15 protein-coding genes are annotated in these 16,517 nt (G+C 57.3%); 6 read left to right on the top strand and 9 right to left on the bottom strand.

The window, feature by feature from the left end:
• Positions 1–2 precede the first annotated feature (2 nt).
• The 3 genes from ACR3EP_RS02515 (at position 3) to ACR3EP_RS02505 (ending at position 1,953) form a co-directional block, all read left to right on the top strand.
• Positions 3–407: a DUF2160 domain-containing protein gene (locus ACR3EP_RS02515; RefSeq protein ID WP_480636173.1), complete on the top strand. Its 405-nt coding sequence runs from the start codon at positions 3–5 to the stop codon at positions 405–407.
• A gap of 66 nt (positions 408–473) precedes the next feature.
• Positions 474–869 (top strand): BlaI/MecI/CopY family transcriptional regulator, encoded by a 396-nt coding sequence (locus ACR3EP_RS02510; protein ID WP_170348226.1) that lies wholly within the window; start codon positions 474–476, stop codon positions 867–869.
• Positions 856–1,953: a M56 family metallopeptidase gene (locus ACR3EP_RS02505; RefSeq protein ID WP_480636171.1), complete on the top strand. Its 1,098-nt coding sequence runs from the start codon at positions 856–858 to the stop codon at positions 1,951–1,953. Before ACR3EP_RS02510 ends, ACR3EP_RS02505 begins: the two co-directional genes overlap by 14 nt.
• 5 nt (positions 1,954–1,958) lie before the next feature.
• Here ACR3EP_RS02505 and ACR3EP_RS02500 read toward each other — a convergent pair whose 3' ends face one another.
• Positions 1,959–3,362: an MATE family efflux transporter gene (locus tag ACR3EP_RS02500; protein WP_480636169.1), complete on the bottom strand. Its 1,404-nt coding sequence runs from the start codon at positions 3,360–3,362 to the stop codon at positions 1,959–1,961.
• 311 nt (positions 3,363–3,673) lie between these two features.
• On the opposite strand from ACR3EP_RS02500, the gene ACR3EP_RS02495 reads away from it, so the two are divergent.
• Positions 3,674–4,138, top strand: a complete 465-nt coding sequence (locus ACR3EP_RS02495) for a putative molybdenum carrier protein (RefSeq protein ID WP_480636168.1) — start codon at positions 3,674–3,676, stop codon at positions 4,136–4,138.
• Positions 4,139–4,167: 29 nt separating this feature from the next.
• On the opposite strand, the gene ACR3EP_RS02490 is transcribed toward ACR3EP_RS02495, so the two are convergent.
• Entirely contained in the window at positions 4,168–5,703 is a 1,536-nt protein-coding gene (locus ACR3EP_RS02490) for a trimethylamine methyltransferase family protein (protein WP_480636166.1), read from the bottom strand.
• 2 nt (positions 5,704–5,705) lie between these two features.
• Positions 5,706–7,052, bottom strand: a complete 1,347-nt coding sequence (locus tag ACR3EP_RS02485; RefSeq protein ID WP_480636164.1) for an MmgE/PrpD family protein — start codon at positions 7,050–7,052, stop codon at positions 5,706–5,708.
• A 247-nt stretch (positions 7,053–7,299) separates the two neighbouring features.
• On the opposite strand from ACR3EP_RS02485, the gene ACR3EP_RS02480 reads away from it, so the two are divergent.
• Positions 7,300–8,178 carry a LysR substrate-binding domain-containing protein gene (locus ACR3EP_RS02480; RefSeq protein ID WP_480636162.1) on the top strand — a complete coding sequence of 293 codons (879 nt, stop codon included), beginning with the start codon at positions 7,300–7,302 and terminating at the stop codon, positions 8,176–8,178.
• Positions 8,179–8,191: 13 nt separating this feature from the next.
• Here ACR3EP_RS02480 and ACR3EP_RS02475 read toward each other — a convergent pair whose 3' ends face one another.
• The 6 genes from ACR3EP_RS02475 to ACR3EP_RS02450 all read right to left on the bottom strand — a co-directional run bounded on the left by ACR3EP_RS02475 (position 8,192) and on the right by ACR3EP_RS02450 (position 15,388).
• The gene (locus ACR3EP_RS02475; RefSeq protein ID WP_480636160.1) at positions 8,192–9,208 is read right to left on the bottom strand and encodes a D-cysteine desulfhydrase family protein; all 1,017 of its coding nucleotides are present in this window, start codon (positions 9,206–9,208) and stop codon (positions 8,192–8,194) included.
• A gap of 10 nt (positions 9,209–9,218) precedes the next feature.
• Entirely contained in the window at positions 9,219–9,953 is a 735-nt protein-coding gene (locus ACR3EP_RS02470; protein ID WP_170409264.1) for a TSUP family transporter, read from the bottom strand.
• A 111-nt stretch (positions 9,954–10,064) separates the two neighbouring features.
• Positions 10,065–10,805: an aspartate/glutamate racemase family protein gene (locus ACR3EP_RS02465; RefSeq protein WP_480636158.1), complete on the bottom strand. Its 741-nt coding sequence runs from the start codon at positions 10,803–10,805 to the stop codon at positions 10,065–10,067.
• Between the two features lie 37 nt (positions 10,806–10,842).
• The gene (locus tag ACR3EP_RS02460; protein WP_480636156.1) at positions 10,843–12,081 is read right to left on the bottom strand and encodes an NAD(P)/FAD-dependent oxidoreductase; all 1,239 of its coding nucleotides are present in this window, start codon (positions 12,079–12,081) and stop codon (positions 10,843–10,845) included.
• Positions 12,082–12,085: 4 nt separating this feature from the next.
• Positions 12,086–14,299: a TRAP transporter permease gene (locus ACR3EP_RS02455; protein ID WP_480636155.1), complete on the bottom strand. Its 2,214-nt coding sequence runs from the start codon at positions 14,297–14,299 to the stop codon at positions 12,086–12,088.
• Positions 14,300–14,380: 81 nt separating this feature from the next.
• Positions 14,381–15,388 carry a TAXI family TRAP transporter solute-binding subunit gene (locus ACR3EP_RS02450; RefSeq protein WP_170348216.1) on the bottom strand — a complete coding sequence of 336 codons (1,008 nt, stop codon included), beginning with the start codon at positions 15,386–15,388 and terminating at the stop codon, positions 14,381–14,383.
• Positions 15,389–15,515: 127 nt separating this feature from the next.
• Here ACR3EP_RS02450 and ACR3EP_RS02445 point away from each other — a divergent pair, with 127 nt between their 5' ends.
• Positions 15,516–16,484: a LysR family transcriptional regulator gene (locus ACR3EP_RS02445; protein WP_170409257.1), complete on the top strand. Its 969-nt coding sequence runs from the start codon at positions 15,516–15,518 to the stop codon at positions 16,482–16,484.
• Positions 16,485–16,517 lie beyond the last annotated feature (33 nt).

Here is a 16,517-nt window from a genome sequence, read left to right as displayed (position 1 = left end):
AAATGCGAAAATTGCTACTCATCCTTCCCTTCCTGCCCTCGACGGCTTTCGCACAGGCTCAGGCCGGATGGGGCAATGTCGGCCAGCAAGAGGAAAAGGGTTTTTCCTGGACCGCACCCCTGTGGCCCGATTTCTGGATGGCCTGGACCCCGGCCACATTGGCCTTATTCGTAGGCATCTTTTCGGCCATTGCCCTGATCGGCGTTTTCGAAGGTTTCAAGTACCGCGACGGCATCGAACGACGGGGTGTTTTAGGCCTGACAACCACGCTGGGCGACCGGCTGTTCATCACCCTGCTGGGATCAGCCTATATCTTTCTGGCCTGGCTTGGTCTGGTGGGTCAGCCGGTCTGGACACCACTTTTTCTGTCCGTCGGCTGGGGCATCTTCGTCTTCTGGAAAGTTTAAGCTTTGCGAAACAGCGAAAGGATGCTTGTCTGTCAGGCATACTAAAAAATGCGACACGAAAGACCGATGCGAAAGAAAAAAACAACAAACCTGCTGACCGAAGTAGAACTTGAGTTCATGAACGAGCTCTGGGCGCTGGGTCAGGGCTCGGTTCGTGACGTGCTTGATCGCCTGCCAGCCGAACGCAATCTGGCTTATACATCTGGCGCCACCATCCTGCGTATTCTCGATGAAAAAGGATTTGTCGAAAGCCGCAAGGATGGAAAGACGCTGATCTATACGCCGCTGCTGGAGAAGGACAGATATCAGGCGCGGTCGCTGCAAAACCTGTCGCGGACCCTGTTCGACGACACGCCCGCCACACTGGTCGCGCGTTTGGTTGACGACGCAGGACTCAGCGAAGCCGATCTGGAGGAAATTCGAGCACTGGTAGAGAGGAGACTGCAAAATGACAGCGGTTAAACCGGTTCTCGACGCGTATCTGGAATTGAATCTGGTCCTTGGGTTAGCCGCGCTTGTGTGGCTGGCAGCCCGAGGCATTCTGTCCAGAACATCCTTCAGCCACGGATTTGTGGCGCAACTGCACGCGCTCAAGGCGCTTTGCCTGTGCGTCGTCCTCAGCCCCGTTCTGGCATTGGGTGTGTCCGTGCTGGCCACTCACACCCCGGCAAAAGGCACTCTAGCCATCGGTGACATCGCCGTGGCGGCTTATCTGCGTGGTGACATTGCGATGCCAGCCACCCAGTTCGAAGCCTTGCTGAACACACGCCAGCGTTGGGTCGATGTGTTGTTCAGCGGGGATCACCCCGTTGTTTTGGGGATCCTTGCGCTGCTGGCGCTGGCAGCGTTGATTTATACCCTGCGCGTCATCCGCGACGGACTGTCGATCCGCGATACGGTGAATACCAGCTTTCTGTGGCGACGCTCTGCCAAGGTGGACATCCGCCTGTCCGACCGTATCGCCGTTCCCTTTGCTGTACGCGGCCTGCGTCGACGCCATGTAGTGCTGCCCAGCCATCTGCTGGATTCCCCGCACGAAATGCGCTTTGCCCTTGCGCATGAGCTGCAACACATCCGCGCCGGTGATGTAGAGTGGGAGCTGGGGTTTGAACTGCTGCGCCCCCTTCTGTTCTGGAACCCCGCCTATCTGGTCTTGAAATACCAATTCGACCGCCTGCGTGAGTTGGCCTGTGATCAATCGGTCGTTGCCCGCAAAGGCATCGACACGCAGGACTACACCAGCTGTCTTTTGGACTATTGCGCCCGAACAGTTGTGCGCGGCAGCCCGCGTGTGCTGAATGTTGCTCTGGTTACAGGAGGCAAAGCTAAGCGGGTTCTGCGGCAACGCGTAATCGCGCTGGCCGATGCGCCTTCGGTTAACTCATCTATGCCGTTCATGTTCCTAGGCCTGACAATCTTGTTTGCACTGGTGCTGGGCCTCGGTGCCGCTTCGATCCAACAGACCGAGGATTGGAGCCACGACCGGCTGATGCTGTCGACTGTCGTTAACCTGGAACGGCTAGAGGCGCGCAATCAAGGCAACTGATTGATCTACCAACCTCGCCGCCCAAACAGCGCTTGCAACCGCGTCTGCCCGGCAAACGGGTCCATCGGTTGCGGCGTAGCCAGTTTTGATACGACCCGGCGGACCAGAACCCAGCAGACCCCCGCAAAGATCACGCCACCCAAAGCCTGCCCCAGCAGGACCCCCGGTGCCCCTGCGATATAGGCACCGGCCACAGCAAAGGGCCATGTGCCCAAAGTATGCCGCCCCCAATTCACCCAAGTCGAATACACAGGGTGACCCAGATTGTTGAAACTGGCATTTGCAACAAAGATCACACCGTTAAAGAACGACGCCATGGCCAGCGGCCCGCAAAACAGGTAGATCAGTGCGCGCGTTTCCCCCTGCGCCTGAAACAGATCGGCAATCGGCGCGCGCAATAAGAATAGGGTGACGGCCATCACGCAGACATAAACAGCGGTGAATTTGACCCCGGCCAGAAAACTCTGCTTTACGCGGTCGAACTGCCCCGCCCCGAAATTCTGCCCGACAATAGGTCCAATGGCCCCGGACAGGGCAAAAATGACCGAAAATGCCACGGGCAATAGCCGCCCGATCACGGCCATGCCAGCCACCGCATCCGTTCCGAACTGTGCAATCTCACGAATGACGATGGCATTGCCGATGGGGGTGGCGATATTGGTCAGAACGGCAGGTACAGCAATTGCGCTGACCGGACGAATATCCGCCCCAAGCTGCTGCAAAGAGGGCCGACCAAACCCGCGGTGTACCCGCGCCGCCGGTCTGACCGTCGCGATCAACATGCAAATACGCGCAATGACCGATGCGATGGCCGCCCCATCCAGCCCCAGCCCGACAGCAAAAATTAGGATCGGGTCCAGCACGGCGTTTGCCACACCACCATAAATCGTGGCCAACATCGAACGCCGAGCATCTCCGTAAGCGCGCAGAACCGCCATACCGGTCATCGCCACAGCCATCACCCACATGGTTGGCAAAATGATCGAGGTATAGCGGGCAGCCAACCGCAGCACCTCACCTTCTGCGCCCAGAAGCGACAGAAAGAACGTCAAATTGAACAGGACGGTTACAGACACGATCAACCCGACGACGGCACCCAGAACAGCCACACTGGTGCCGAATTGGCGCGCTTGTTCGTGCCGCCCGGCGCCAAGTTCCCGAGCGACCAGGGCCCCTGCCGCAATCGAAAGGCCAACATTGACCGAGTTGGTGAAGAACAAAAGCGTCCCGGCATAGCCAACAGCTGCGGCCAGTGCATCGTTTCCCAACATCGAGATGAAAATCATGTCGACGAAATCAACGGCGAAAATTGCCATAAGACCAATGCTGGTGGTCAAGGACATCCGGGTCACGTGCCCCATCAGGCTGCCCGTCAGAAAGACCGCCTTGCTGTCAGATTGTGTCACCATGCCTTATTAGCCTTTTTGAATGCGGGCACTTCTCTGGTTCTGTTGGGGGAACTGCCCGGTAAGCCCCCAGTTCCTCTTGCACTACCTGAGAGCCGTACAGGAACTACAGGACAAATTCGGACCACTCTGACCGTACGGCAATTGCGTCCAAGGCGACAAACCGACCTTCAGGTGACAGTTTGACGATCCCATGAACCGCTCAAAATCCGTTTCGTGCAAGGGGTGAATACCTCCAGCCCTTTGAATTTCGCCGGTTTGCGGTACACCGGCAACCTGACTAATCTAGACCACAACAAATAGGGGCGTGAGTCATGAAAATTGTCTCAGGTGGACAGACTGGCGTAGATATGGCTGCTTTGGAGTTCGCACGCCAAAACGGTTTTGCATACGGTGGCTGGGTCCCCAAAGGGCGCATGAACGAGGAGGGAAGGATTCCGGCCCAATTCGACGGTCTGACCGAAACGCACTCCGAAGACGTTGTGGAACGCACCCGCTGCAATGTCTTATCGAGCGATGCTACCTTGATCTTTGTGGATGGCTCAATCAGCCCCGGAACGCAGCAAACTATTGTTTTCGCTGAAGAAACTGGAAAGTTACATCTGACCGTCGATGTCAGAAAAGGAATAGCGACCAGTGCCGCGCAAGTCAGTGAGTGGCTGCAGGCAAACCCGGTGTCGGTTCTGAACATCGCCGGCCCCCGTGCCTCGGAAGCACCACAAATCGGGGCGCAGGTACGGGCGGTGCTGGATCGGACTTTGCGACAACTCTCGCCGTGAAACCCAAGGTTCGATTTCGTCGCCCATTCTCATGGAAAATATCTGCCAATCTCGGGAAACCGCTGCGCGATGTCGGTTGCTGTTTTTACGCCGAACACGGGCGTTGGATCGCCGGCAAGAATCGCGTCGGTCCGGACGCGTGCAGAATCGATCAGACTGGGTGATCCTGCATCGGACCACGCCTGTGGTGTCGTCCGATCCGCAAGTGCGGGATAGTAATAGTCGCTTTGCATGCGGCCCAGGGTTTGACTCGCGCCCAGAAAATGCCCCGGACCGTTCAGGCACATGTCGCGGATCACATCGAAGGCGAGCGCATCCTCGGTGATCTCAAACCCGCGTGTCGCACGCATCACCGATCCAATCAGGTCGTTATCCAGGACAAAACTTTCCTTGCTCGCCGCCAGAAGCGAGCCGTACATGCCAGCGGCTTCGTAAATCAGATTGGCCCCCGCCAACGCGCTGAGCAATTCGGTGATGCCCTTTTCATACCCTGCCTGAAAGTCTGGCAGCTTGCTGTCCGTCATCCCCGCGCTCACCGCACAGGGAACGCCATAATATTGCGCCATCTGCGCACAGGCCGCCATCAGCACGCCCTGCTCGGCACTGCCACCGGACATCGCGCCGGTGCGTAGGTCGCTGACAAAGGGCAAGGCACCAAATAACGCCGGGTGCCCGGGATTCAGCAGGTTCAGATAGACCAGCCCGGCCAGAACCTCGGCCGTTTGCTGAGCGACAGCGCCCGCCAAAGGCGCGGGGCTTGTCGCACCCGCCTGCCCTGCCGACACCAGTTTTAACGGTGTCCCGGTCTCGGCTGCGCATTCGATTATTCCCAGTGCTTCGGCAGCAAAAGTCAGCGGCGGCACGACAAAACACGTGGAAACACAGCAGAACGGCCTTGCCCGCCAAGCCGCTTCGCCGCCCGCAATCATATGGAACATCTCAATCGCCTCACGCATTGTTTCGGCAGAACTGAAGGACGTTCCGATTGGCTTGGCGGTACCCGCTGCGCAGGCGAAGGCCGTGCTCATCTCCATTGCATGCGTGTCAGGAATATCCCGGGCGACCACTGTGCGCTGAAACATGTGAATGTTAGGCAGCGCTTCAGCCAACCGCGCCATGTCGTGCAGGTCCTTCAGCGTGCTGTCGCGCACCTCACCTGTCGCGCTGTCGATGATATGGACCGCCGCGCCCGAGGTACCAAGGTGGATGCGCGTACCACTTGGATCAAGGTCGTATTCCGACCGTTGACCGTACAACGTGAAACCCCGGCCAACCGTTGTGAACACTTGCTCCACCAACTTGGACGGAAACAAAAGCCGACCAGCATCCGAAACCAATCCCCCGGCGGCGACGACGGTGTCAACACAGCGGGGCGTCGCGTTGGCCATGCCAATCTCGGCCAGAATGCGGCGTGCGGTTTTGTCGATGGCAGCAATCCCGTCAGTTGAGATTGGGCGATATCGCCCACCTTCGATGCCCGGCCAGATCGCGGTGGTTGGGCCTGTTCCTGCCCCACCCTTTCGCTGAGTTCTGCGGGCGGTCCGTCCTGATCTTACGCGGCTCATGCTTATTCTCCCTGACGGCAGAACAACGAGGACACGGCAGGTAGCTCGGGCCAGATGCGCAACTTTTCGACCCAGCTTTCGGGCACCGGCCCAGTATTGGCCGCAAACTTCTCCCAAAGCTGTGATTGTGACATCGGCGACTGCGGCGCACCTGTGGGAAAGCTGCAGCTTTCCTCGATGATCTGCCCATCTTGGAACGTCACCACAAGTCGGTCTGGGTCCTTGGCCGAATAGTTTTGACCGGACTGATTGGGCACAAAAGCATGCACACGAGACTTGCCAATCAGGCGTTCAATCATTGGTTTCTTCCACGCCTGCTGCGTGAGATCGGCAAGCGTCAAATTACCATTTACCAACCCCATAGCCGCTACAAATGGCAGGCTGAACAGAGCCTCTGGGATGGACCTGGGTTGCACGAATGGCAGCACGGCGGCGTGAAAATCGGGCACATAAAGGTCAATCGCGGTGATCTTCGTCGGATCAATCCGTCCATAAAGGCGACGTGCGCAGGTCATGATCCGATGGGTATACCCGCAGCTTGGCCAGGGTTTCAGAACCAGCCCGTATTCGGCCAGAGCGTATCCCGTTCCCAGTTTGCCCAGCGCCGCCTGCAACCGATCAGGCACAAGCCCGCCCATCAAAACCGCCTGCCCCCGCTCATGATCCAGCACATGTGCTTGACCGGTTACACCAGCGCGAGCCAAACAGGCGGCCTCGACCCCTGCTCGCGCAGCGAACCCCGCCTGAACCGGCTTGGCATCAGAGCCGAACTGACAGGTATATCCACCAATCGCACTGATTGAGAGAGACATCGCATGGGTCGTTTCCGATGCGTCCAGCCCCATCAATCGCGCGCAAGCTGCAGCAGCGGCCGGAGCCCCAAAAGTCGCGGTAGAATGCCAGCCAGCGTCGTAATGTTCGAAATTCAACGCCTCACCCAGACGTGCGATGACTTCAAACCCCGCCAAATAAGCTTGCGCCAGATCACGACCCGTTGCCTTTGACCCCATAACAGCCAGCATCGCGGGAAGCAAAACAACGGTCGGATGCGTATTGCCGGGCAATTCCCAATCGTCGAAATCCAGCGCATGTCCCGCAACCGCATTCAGAAACGCGGCATGCGGGCGCGAGGTTGTCATTTTGGCACCCAGCACCTCAGCCCCGCCTTCCACTGACATAGCCTGCACTGCTGCGCGTGTTTTGAAGGCCACTTCGGTTCTTACACCTGCCAGAATGCAGCCCAGCGTATCGATCACCCCATCGCGCAGCACGGCCAGGGTATCCGGGTCGGGCCTAAGCGGATCGTCGACCACAAAGCGGGCCAACCGACAAAGGGCGGGTCGGGTCATGGCACACCTTTGTTTAACAGGATGATACCCGTGGTTTTCATTCAGAAAAACCTTCATCCGGCGTCTGGCACGGCGGATCCAATGCTTCGGCCCGCATCCGTGATTGCGGATCACAATGAACTGCTATTTGCACTTTCATGACGCACCTCATTCTTGGAATGCTGTTATTCTTCAAGAATGCTAATTCCGCTTGTTTTTTCCGGAAAGATCGAAAAACCTTATACTCGACATTCCAATGAGGAATGATATGGCCGCGCCAAATTGGAAACTACTTACTGCTTTTGAGGCAGCTGCACGACACCGCAGCTTTACGCGTGCCGCGCAAGAACTGAATGTTCGGCAACCGGCAATCAGCCGCCGCGTTGCCGCGCTTGAAACGGAACTTGCCGTCAGACTGTTAAATCGGACCCGCCCCAACGTCTCATTAACACGCGAAGGCGAAGTTCTGTTCCGCGCCGTTGCCAGCAGCATTCTACAGGTTAGCAGCGCGGCAGTACAGATTTGCCGCCGTCCGGACAAAGATGTTGTCACCGTCAACACCACCATCGGCTTCGCCAGCTGTTACTTGATGAAGCGCCTGCCTGCCTTTCGTACCGCGCATCCCGAAATCTCGGTCGAGTTAATATCCCGGGACCAAAACAACGCATATGGGCCTGATGCCGACATCATCATTGCGTTTGACCACCCGGACAGGTTGCCGGGGGTCAGGCACCGCCTGATTTTTCAGGAAACCATGGTTGCAGTGGCGCATCCTGAAGTCGCGAACACCATCCCTGACACCCCGGCGGCCCTGGCGCAAAGCCCACTTCTCCATCTTACAATGGGCAATCACACCGACGACTGGAATACGTTCTTCGCAGATACTGGCCTTACACCGCCCCCGCCAGTGTCCGAGCGGAAGTTTACCAGTTTCATGGTCTACCTGCAGGCTGCTTTGAACGGGGATGGTGTGATCCTGGGATGGCAAACACTGTTGCAGGACCATTTTGACATTGGGCAATTGACGCCGGTGACGTCACGGCGCCTAAATACTGAACGGGGGTACTTCGTGTGCCTGACAGAGCGCGCGCAAAGCAATGCGGCTGCTTTGAAAATTATGGATTGGCTTGTAGACGCCACCCCATAAGCAGCAGGCCGTCTTACTGCAGGCTGCCCAACAACTCGCTTTGGTAACCAAACAGCGCAGGCAATCCTCCGGTATGCAGCATGACAACCTTCTGTCCTTGTTGGATTTTCCCTGTTTCAACCAAATGCAACAACCCCGCAAAGGTCTTTGCGGTATAAACGGGATCAAGGAATATTCCTTCTGTCCGGGCCATCTTTTGCAATGCGGCTTGTGTCTTGGCGCTCAACTTGCCGTAACCCGGGGGCAAGGCTTCGTCCATAACCTCAATTCTGTCTTTCAGAGGGTCCGCTTCGATGCCCAGCAAATCTGCCAGCTTTTGCAGGACAGTTTCCATGCGCGTATGCTGTTGGGTTTTGTCGCGACGCACGCAGACACCGAAGACCGGCGCGGACACCTCTGACAGCGCGACGCCGGTTAGCAAGCCACCATGTGTCGCCCCACTGCCCGACGGCACGACAACCGCATCAAAATCACGCATCTGCTGGCACAGTTCCTGACCCGCTGTAACATACCCCAAAGCACCCAACGGAGGGTGATGTAGCCCCAGATGAATGACGTAAGGCTTGCGCCCCTGTGCCTTTAACTCATCCGCGCGCGCATGCAGGGCTGCATCTGCCCCGGCTTCGTCCTCGCCCAGAGGATAGCTCATGTGTTCCGCGCCGAGGATTTTGGCCAACAGAACATTCCCCGAGGTGTAATAGTCGGGGGCCATGTCTGGCACACGCTCCTCCAGTTGCAGGACCGACTGCATGCCCAACCGTGCAGCTGCCGCGGCGGCGGAACGCACATAATTGGATTGGACCGCACCTGTGATCAGAACAGTATCAGCGCCTTGCTGTATGGCGTCACCGAAATAGAATTCGAGCTGCCGTGTCTTGTTTCCCCCAAAACCAAGCCCCGTCAGGTCATCGCGTTTCAGCCACAGATCAATGCCCAGTTCGTTGGACATTTTGTTCAGGCGCTCCAGCGGCGTTGGGCCGGACATAAGCTTAGTGCGTGGGAATCGGGCCAGTATATCAGTGCGTGTCATCATTTGCCCCTCAGAGATAAGCCATCGCATAGGCACGTTGAAAGAGAACACAGCAGGCAATCAGCGAAACCAGCCGAATTGCTGCAGTGATAAGTGGTTGCGGCAAGTACGGGCCGATGGCGCGGCCGATCAGGCTACCGACCAAAGTAACCGAAGCGAACGCCCACAACTGCGGCCCGAACGGGTTTGTCTGCACCGAAGACAAACTATGCAGCAAGAACGCGATGCCATAGGCGACCAGAGCAATGGGTTGGACCAGCTTCGCGACTTCCTTGGCCTGATGACCTTTCGCAATCAGACCGAACACCATCAGGGGCCCGGGCGTCGCTGCCCAAACGGTTGCAAGCCCGGATAACCCTGACACGGCTGAGAAACCCGCCGTACCAATGGCGCGGTGAAACGGGATAAGGGTTGTAATCAACCCGGTCAGTAGCAAGCAGGCCGTCAGGGTCAGAACGAACACCTCGCTTAGAAACGGGTAGATTGCCAGGCCAGCGATCACTCCGACAAGGCACCCGGCAATGCCGATGAGGATTGTCTTTCGTTCGATCGCAAGGATGCGCCGGTCAGTGGCGACCACGGACACTATGGTGTTCAACAGCAATAAAACGGGCACGGCCGTGGATGTACCCAACATGATCATCATTGGCGGGCCTGCAATGATGCTGAACCCGATTCCTACCCCGACCTGAAGTACTGCGCCTAAGCAGATGGCGACCATCAGGATGGATAGTTCGACAGACACTTCCACACCCCCTTGGTCATTGTCACCCCTTGCAAGGATTGGCATATCCGCAATTGCAGACCGGGGTCCATGCCTTTCCGATATGGCACGAAGCGCCTGGCCTGCAGATTTTTACGTCCAGGGCATGATCCCGGAATAAACGCTACGCGTGGCAACGGAATGCGCCATCTGAGCCAATGTCGTCAGATCAAATACTGGCAGCTGAAGTTCTTGCTGAATCCGCGCGGCGTAGGGCGGCAGATCGGTGCATTCCAGAACGATGGACCGGATGTCAGGCGACTGCCGCTTCAGGTTGCGCACTGCATCCATCAATTCGGCCTCGATCAGATCGGTGTCCATACGGGTTTTTGTGTTGCGCAGGATCACTTCGGCGAATTCACTGGTGTGCTCTAACCCTTGTACGACCACGGGAATACCAGCCGCTCCGACGCCTTCGAAATGCCGGTCCGTCAGTGCCGATGCATCTGCGGTCACCACGCCCACCGGCGCCTTGGCTCCGGTCATGTGAAAGGCCAGAGGCACCTGGATCAGGCTGGACGCAAATACAGGAACAGACACTGCTGCTGCCAGTTCCTTCTGAAACAGGGCGAGAAAACCACAGCTGCCGGTAATGGCTCGTACGCCTTCAGCTTCTAGCCTCTGCGCACCTTTGATGAATGGGTCAAGCAGCTCGGGTGTGGGGTTGTTCAGCAGAGTCGGGACAGTAACGCCGTCGATCATTTCATAAAGGACCGGAAACGGCAGGCTGGATGGATTCTTGATATGCCCCGGAGGTTTGGGGAAATAGCTCTCAAGACAAAGAACGCCTATTGAGGCCCCACAGATATTCTGACCGCCTTCATAAATCGGCATGGTATTCAAATCCTTTCAAGGTGAGTGTGCCGCAGGTTCAAAACCGGGTCGGTGAAAATGGCGCCAGATCGACGTTGGGCTTGCGTCCCGACACAAGATCGGCAACCAGTTCGCCGGTTTTAGGGGCCATCATCAGGCCATAATGAGAATGCCCGAACGCCGTATAAAGCCCGGCCTGCCCGTCAAGTTGCCCAATCGCAGGAAGGCTGTCTGGGAATGAAGGCCGCCGACCCATCCAGAACTGTGCCTGGCTGGTATCAAGATCCGGCACCATCGCCTTGGCTTGCTCTGTCAGAATTTTTTCTTTGCGCGGATCGGCCGGTGCGTCGACCTTTGCAAACTCGGCCGTTCCGGCAACCCTAAGCCCATCGACCATCGAGCTGGCAACGACCTTTGCATCCACATCCATGACCGAATTGTTCAGGCTGGCAGCAGGGTTCTGAAATTGAACATGGTATCCCCGCTCGGCGACAAGCGGGACGGTTAGACCCAGCGGTTTCAAAAATTCAGCAGACCATACGCCAGCCGCCAGAATGATGTTGCGCGCGTGCAGCGTTTCTTGCGGTGTGGACAGATGCCATCCGCCACCTTGGACAAAGGTCAGTCCGGTGACCTCGGTCTTTACGATCTCTGCCCCCTGCGTGCGGGCTTTTTCCGCCAGAACTGCGCCAACGCGCCCCGGCGAGGTTAAACGGGCCTGACCTTTGATCAGCACCGCCGCTTTGAACTCGGGCGTCAGCGCAGGTTCAAGACGCCGCAGCTCGTGCCCGTCAACGCGCTCAAGATCACCACCCTTTTCCTGACGAATAAGATAGTCGAGACCTTCCAAATCAGCCTGTTCGGGACGACGGAACGCATGAACATAGTAGCTGTCGGTAATCAGATCTTCGCAGCCAGTGCCTTGCAGATGCCGACGGTACAGGTCAATTGACGGGCGACACAAAAGATCCATCGCATCCGACACTTCGCGAACGGTCTTTTCACCGGAATTGCCCAGAAAACGTAAACCCCAGGGGATCATCTTTGGCCAGAAATTGGGCCGCACCGAAAGCGCGCTTTTCGGATCCAAAAGCATTTGGGGAAGCTTCTTCCAGATCCCCGGCATCGCCTGCGGGATAATCGACCAGGGCGACACCACACCCGCATTCCCGAACGAGGTTTCCTGACCCGGCTCGCCTCTATCGACAAGCCGGACCGGAATGCCACGCTCTTGCAGCGACAAGGCGCAGCAGATGCCGACGATGCCGGCACCGATAATGGTGACTTGTTCTGTCATTTCATCAGGCCGCCGAATGACTGCGATTGCGGGCGATCAACTGCGTGATGATGACTGGCGAAGCCACGGCCAGTGCGACCAGATCGGCAGTCAGGGTCGGCGCCACGAAAATGAACCCGGCGACCGCCATCAGGATACGCGACACCATGTTCAACGGGCTCAGCCAGTATCCCACGACGGCTGCGGACAGGGCGATAACCCCGGCGATACAGCTTGATGCCGTATAGGTGAATTCCCACAGGTCAAACCCGGTCGAAGACACAAACAGAAGAACCGGCGCATAGACAAAAGCCATCGGTGCAATCACCTTGCCCAACCCGAGCGTAAAGGCAGATAGCCCGGTACGGAACGGGTTCGAGTTCGCAATGGCCGCCGCCGCATAGGCCGAGGTACAGACTGGCGGCGTGATTTCCGAGACCACCCCATAGTACAGCACAAACAGGTGGCTGGCGATCGGCGGGACACCAAGCTGCGCAAGCGCAGGCTGCGCGACGGACACCAGCATGATGTACAGCGCCGTGGTGGGGATACCCGCGCCCATCAGGATGCAGACGATGGCGATGAAGACCAGCGAGATGAACAGTTGCAGGTCTTCCATCGCAAACAGTTGGAAGCTGCCGAACGAGATCATGTTGTACAGATCCGATGCCAGATTGCCTGCGCCCTGCGTCACCATAAACCCGATGCGGAACCCGATGCCGGTAGTGTTGATCACTCCGACCACGATGCCCACGGCTGCGGCAGCGGCACCCACGGCCAGCGAATATTTCACGCCCAGCTCGACCGCCTGCAGCATTTCGGGCACTTCGATCCGTTTTTGCGGGTTGAGCGTTGCGACAACCGAAAGGCCGCACAGAATGGCCGTCATAGTCAGATCAAATCCGCCATCCGAGAATTTCCAAAGGACAAAGGCCAGGAAGGCGGCTGCGTAGATCAACGTCGGAGGTTGCTTGATCCGCGACATGCCCGCAATCACTGCCAGCGAAATACCACAGAAGGCCGACATGAACGGCGTGTAACCGGTGAACAGGACCACCAGCAGACCGATCAGGGGCACAATGTTCGCCCACCCTTCGGCCCACACAGCCTTGAGCTGCGGCAACTGCTCTTTGGCCAGACCTTGCAGGTTCAGTTTACGCGCCATCAGATGCACAACGGCGAAGACGCCGACATAGTGCAGGATCGCTGGGAAGATCGCCGCAATCACGATGGTGGTGTACGGAACCTCAAGGAACTCGGCCATGATAAACGCCGCAGCGCCCATGATCGGCGGTGTAATTTGACCACCAGCCGAAGACGCGGCCTCGACCCCGCCTGCAAAATGGCCGGGGTATCCTAGGCGCTTCATGTTTGGGATAGTCAGCGCGCCGGTTGATACGGTGTTGGCCACCGAAGAACCCGAGATCGTGCCGAAGAAGGCCGAGGATACCACCGACACTTTTGCCGGACCGCCAGTATAGCGGCCCGCCAAAATCGTGGCGTTATCGATGAAAAGTTGTCCCAGACCTGTGCGCTGTGCGATCACGCCGAACAGGACAAAGTGGAACACGATGGTTGAGACAACCCACAGAGTGACGCCATAAATACCCTCTTGCGGGAAATACATCGACGACACGAAAGTTTTGAAGTTCACACCGGGATGTTGCAGCAGACCGGGGAAATACGGCCCCAGCAGCGCGTATGAAATGAATACACAGATGATCAGCGGCAGAACCCAACCCAGCGTGCGGCGCGCGATGTCCAGCACCAGCAGGATGATGACGACACCTAGGAACACGTCATACCCGTTCGGGTTGCCCATTCGGAACGTCTGCTCCTCGATCCCTAGAAAGGGAATGCCACGCCAGGCGAAGCCGACGTACAGCGCGGCAATGATACCCAGCGCCATGAAGACCAGATCGTAAAGGGGGATGTTGCCGATGCGGAACCGGCTGACTTTGAGCGCGTACAGGCTTTGCGATCCGATAATCGGAATGGTCGCGTAAACCAGAATGAACAGCAGGGCGAGATAGATGCCCATATGCCAGTGGTCGGCAGGCAGGCCGAACCCGGCAGTAAAGAATTCGTAAAACGCAAAGATCAGGGCAACAACGCGCAGGACCTTACCGGTGGTTGGTGTGACCTGCCGAACAGCGGCGCCTTCGTCGAACTGTTCTTCGATGGCCGCAAGTTCTTCGGCCGTCAGTTCGTGGTCATCAAGTTTCTGGGTCTCGGTCATGATGGCCCCCTGATTTCGCATAATTCAAGTGTGCGGTGCCCCGAAATGGGGCACCGGACGATAGGTTACGGTGAGATTTGATTATTGAAGAAGCCCAGCTTCTTTATAGAACTTCTCGGCACCCGGATGCAGCGGAACGCCCAGCGCTTCGACGCCGTCCAGCGCGGTATCCGGCGTGATCTGCTTGCCTTTGGCATGGCCATTGTCCAGCAGCTTGCGTGTGTTGTCGTTCCACATCGCCTTGGTCAGTTGATAGACCAGATCATCCGACAGGTCCGAGGACACAACCAACATCGCGCTGACCGCCGGGGTCTTGGTTTCGCCATCGATACCTTCATAAACACCACCCGGAATGGCCGAGGGGATATAGGCCGGAATGATCTCGTTGATCTTGGCCAGATCTTCGTCACTGAAGGAATGCAGGTTCATACCCTTGGTCGAGGACAGCTGTACCATCGCGGCAACCGGCCAGCCTGCGGCATAGAAGTAGGCGTCCAGCTGACCATCGGCCAAACGCTCGGCGCTTTGGCTGTTGTTCAGCTCGGCTTCGTCCATGTTGTCGCGGTTAACACCCCAGGCGTCCAGCATCTGCAGCACGGCAACCTGCGTGCCGGAGCCAGCCTGCGCGATACCGACACGCTTGCCTTCCAGATCACCCAGATCGTTGATCGTCGATCCGGCGGGCAGCACCAGGTGCAGGTCTTCGGGGAACAGATTGGCGACAATGCGCAGCTTGGGGTGCGGTTTGCCTTCGAACTTGCCCTCACCCAGATACATCGAGCGGGTGACATCCGCCGCCGCAAGGCCAGCTTCCAACTCACCGTTCTGAACAGCCGCGTTGTTGAACACCGACGCGGTGGTCGATTGTGCAATCGCGATCAGACCAGGAACACCGCACTGGCCGCCTTCTTCACAGGGGCGCGAACCCGGAGGGGCCGAGATACCGTTTGCGATGGTGCCGCCGATGGGGAAGTAGGTTCCGCCAGCACCGCCGGTGCCGATGCGGAAAAAGGTCGGGTCCTGCGCCAACGCCGGTGCGGCCAGCGCGCCAGCCAAAGCCAGTCCAGTCAAGCATTTCACTAGTTTCATTGTCATCTCCCAAGTTGGAACGTCGGATTCGGTTCGCCCGACTTCGATCCTGCAAGCGTAAAGGCAATTCTCATAAATACAAATTTGTTATATTTCACAAAACTAAATTTTAACTTATACATTGAGCATGAACCTCACCCAACTCACCGTTTTTCGCGAGGTGATGGAGTCCGGCTCCATCTCTCAGACTGCCAAGAAATTGCATCGGACGCAGCCTGCGATCAGCCTTGCCCTCAAGAACCTCGAAAAATCTTTGGGCCTGACATTGTTTGAACGCAAAGGACGTCGGCTGGTTCCGGTCCCCGAGGCGCATTACCTTCTGGCCGAGACCGCAGGCATTCTGGATCGCCTGTCAACGATCTCAAACACCATGGAGGGTTTGATCAAAGGGCATTCCGGCAGCCTGAATATCGCAACGATGCCGGGCCCTTCGGCCTTTTTGTTCCCGCGGTTCATCAGTCAGTCGGTGGGTGAAAACCCGGACATTCAAATCACGTTGTCCTCGCGGAGCTCTCCGCAAATTATGGAACTTGCGGGAACGCAGAATATCGATTTCGGCTTTGCTGATTTCGAGCATTCAGCCGGACGAAAAGCACAATATTCGGTCGAACTGATTCAGGCAGACTGTTTCTGCGCAATAGATTGCGATCATCCGCTTGCGTCCCAGGACAGCATTACGATTTCCGATTTGGACGGAACGCCGATGGGCGGGCTATACGCAACCCATCCGTTTCAGCGCAAAGTCCGGCGAGAGTTTCAGGACATATCCGCCAACTATAACCCGACCGTGACCTGTCAGTATTTCCTACCGCTCATTCCGTTTGTAAGTTCGGGCCAGTGCTGCACGATAGTTGATCCGCTGACCGTCGCAACGGAACGTGAGATGAATCTGTCCAACGACAAGGTTGTGTTCGTGCCTTTGGGCAATCCGCTCAGGTATGAATATGCGATCCTTGAACCCGCTCACCGCCCGCCGTCTCAGTTGGCCTTAAAGATCAAGGCTGGTTGGAAAGCCGAAGTTCTAAAAATGCTTGAGGAAGTGAAGGCCAACCCCCACACAGAATGGGTTGGTGACGTGCGTGGCCAGCAGGTTTGACTGTCTTTGAAAGACGGGCAATGGTTTATCCGA

Source organism: Ruegeria sp. BB10 (genome assembly GCF_056535725.1).
The sequence above is the reverse complement of the archived record's forward strand: the minus strand, read 5'-3'. Positions and strand labels throughout refer to the sequence as shown.

Bases quoted from the DNA above. Each gene is read 5' to 3' on its own strand.
- ACR3EP_RS02515 (WP_480636173.1), top strand. From the start codon at position 3: ATGCGAAAATTGCTACTCATCCTTCCCTTCCTGCCCTCGACGGCTTTC.
- ACR3EP_RS02510 (WP_170348226.1), top strand. From the start codon at position 474: ATGCGAAAGAAAAAAACAACAAACCTGCTGACCGAAGTAGAACTTGAG.
- ACR3EP_RS02505 (WP_480636171.1), top strand. From the start codon at position 856: ATGACAGCGGTTAAACCGGTTCTCGACGCGTATCTGGAATTGAATCTG.
- ACR3EP_RS02500 (WP_480636169.1), bottom strand. From the start codon at position 3,362: ATGGTGACACAATCTGACAGCAAGGCGGTCTTTCTGACGGGCAGCCTG.
- ACR3EP_RS02495 (WP_480636168.1), top strand. From the start codon at position 3,674: ATGAAAATTGTCTCAGGTGGACAGACTGGCGTAGATATGGCTGCTTTG.
- ACR3EP_RS02490 (WP_480636166.1), bottom strand. From the start codon at position 5,703: ATGAGCCGCGTAAGATCAGGACGGACCGCCCGCAGAACTCAGCGAAAG.
- ACR3EP_RS02485 (WP_480636164.1), bottom strand. From the start codon at position 7,052: ATGACCCGACCCGCCCTTTGTCGGTTGGCCCGCTTTGTGGTCGACGAT.
- ACR3EP_RS02480 (WP_480636162.1), top strand. From the start codon at position 7,300: ATGGCCGCGCCAAATTGGAAACTACTTACTGCTTTTGAGGCAGCTGCA.
- ACR3EP_RS02475 (WP_480636160.1), bottom strand. From the start codon at position 9,208: ATGACACGCACTGATATACTGGCCCGATTCCCACGCACTAAGCTTATG.
- ACR3EP_RS02465 (WP_480636158.1), bottom strand. From the start codon at position 10,805: ATGCCGATTTATGAAGGCGGTCAGAATATCTGTGGGGCCTCAATAGGC.
- ACR3EP_RS02460 (WP_480636156.1), bottom strand. From the start codon at position 12,081: ATGACAGAACAAGTCACCATTATCGGTGCCGGCATCGTCGGCATCTGC.
- ACR3EP_RS02455 (WP_480636155.1), bottom strand. From the start codon at position 14,299: ATGACCGAGACCCAGAAACTTGATGACCACGAACTGACGGCCGAAGAA.
- ACR3EP_RS02450 (WP_170348216.1), bottom strand. From the start codon at position 15,388: ATGAAACTAGTGAAATGCTTGACTGGACTGGCTTTGGCTGGCGCGCTG.
- ACR3EP_RS02445 (WP_170409257.1), top strand. From the start codon at position 15,516: ATGAACCTCACCCAACTCACCGTTTTTCGCGAGGTGATGGAGTCCGGC.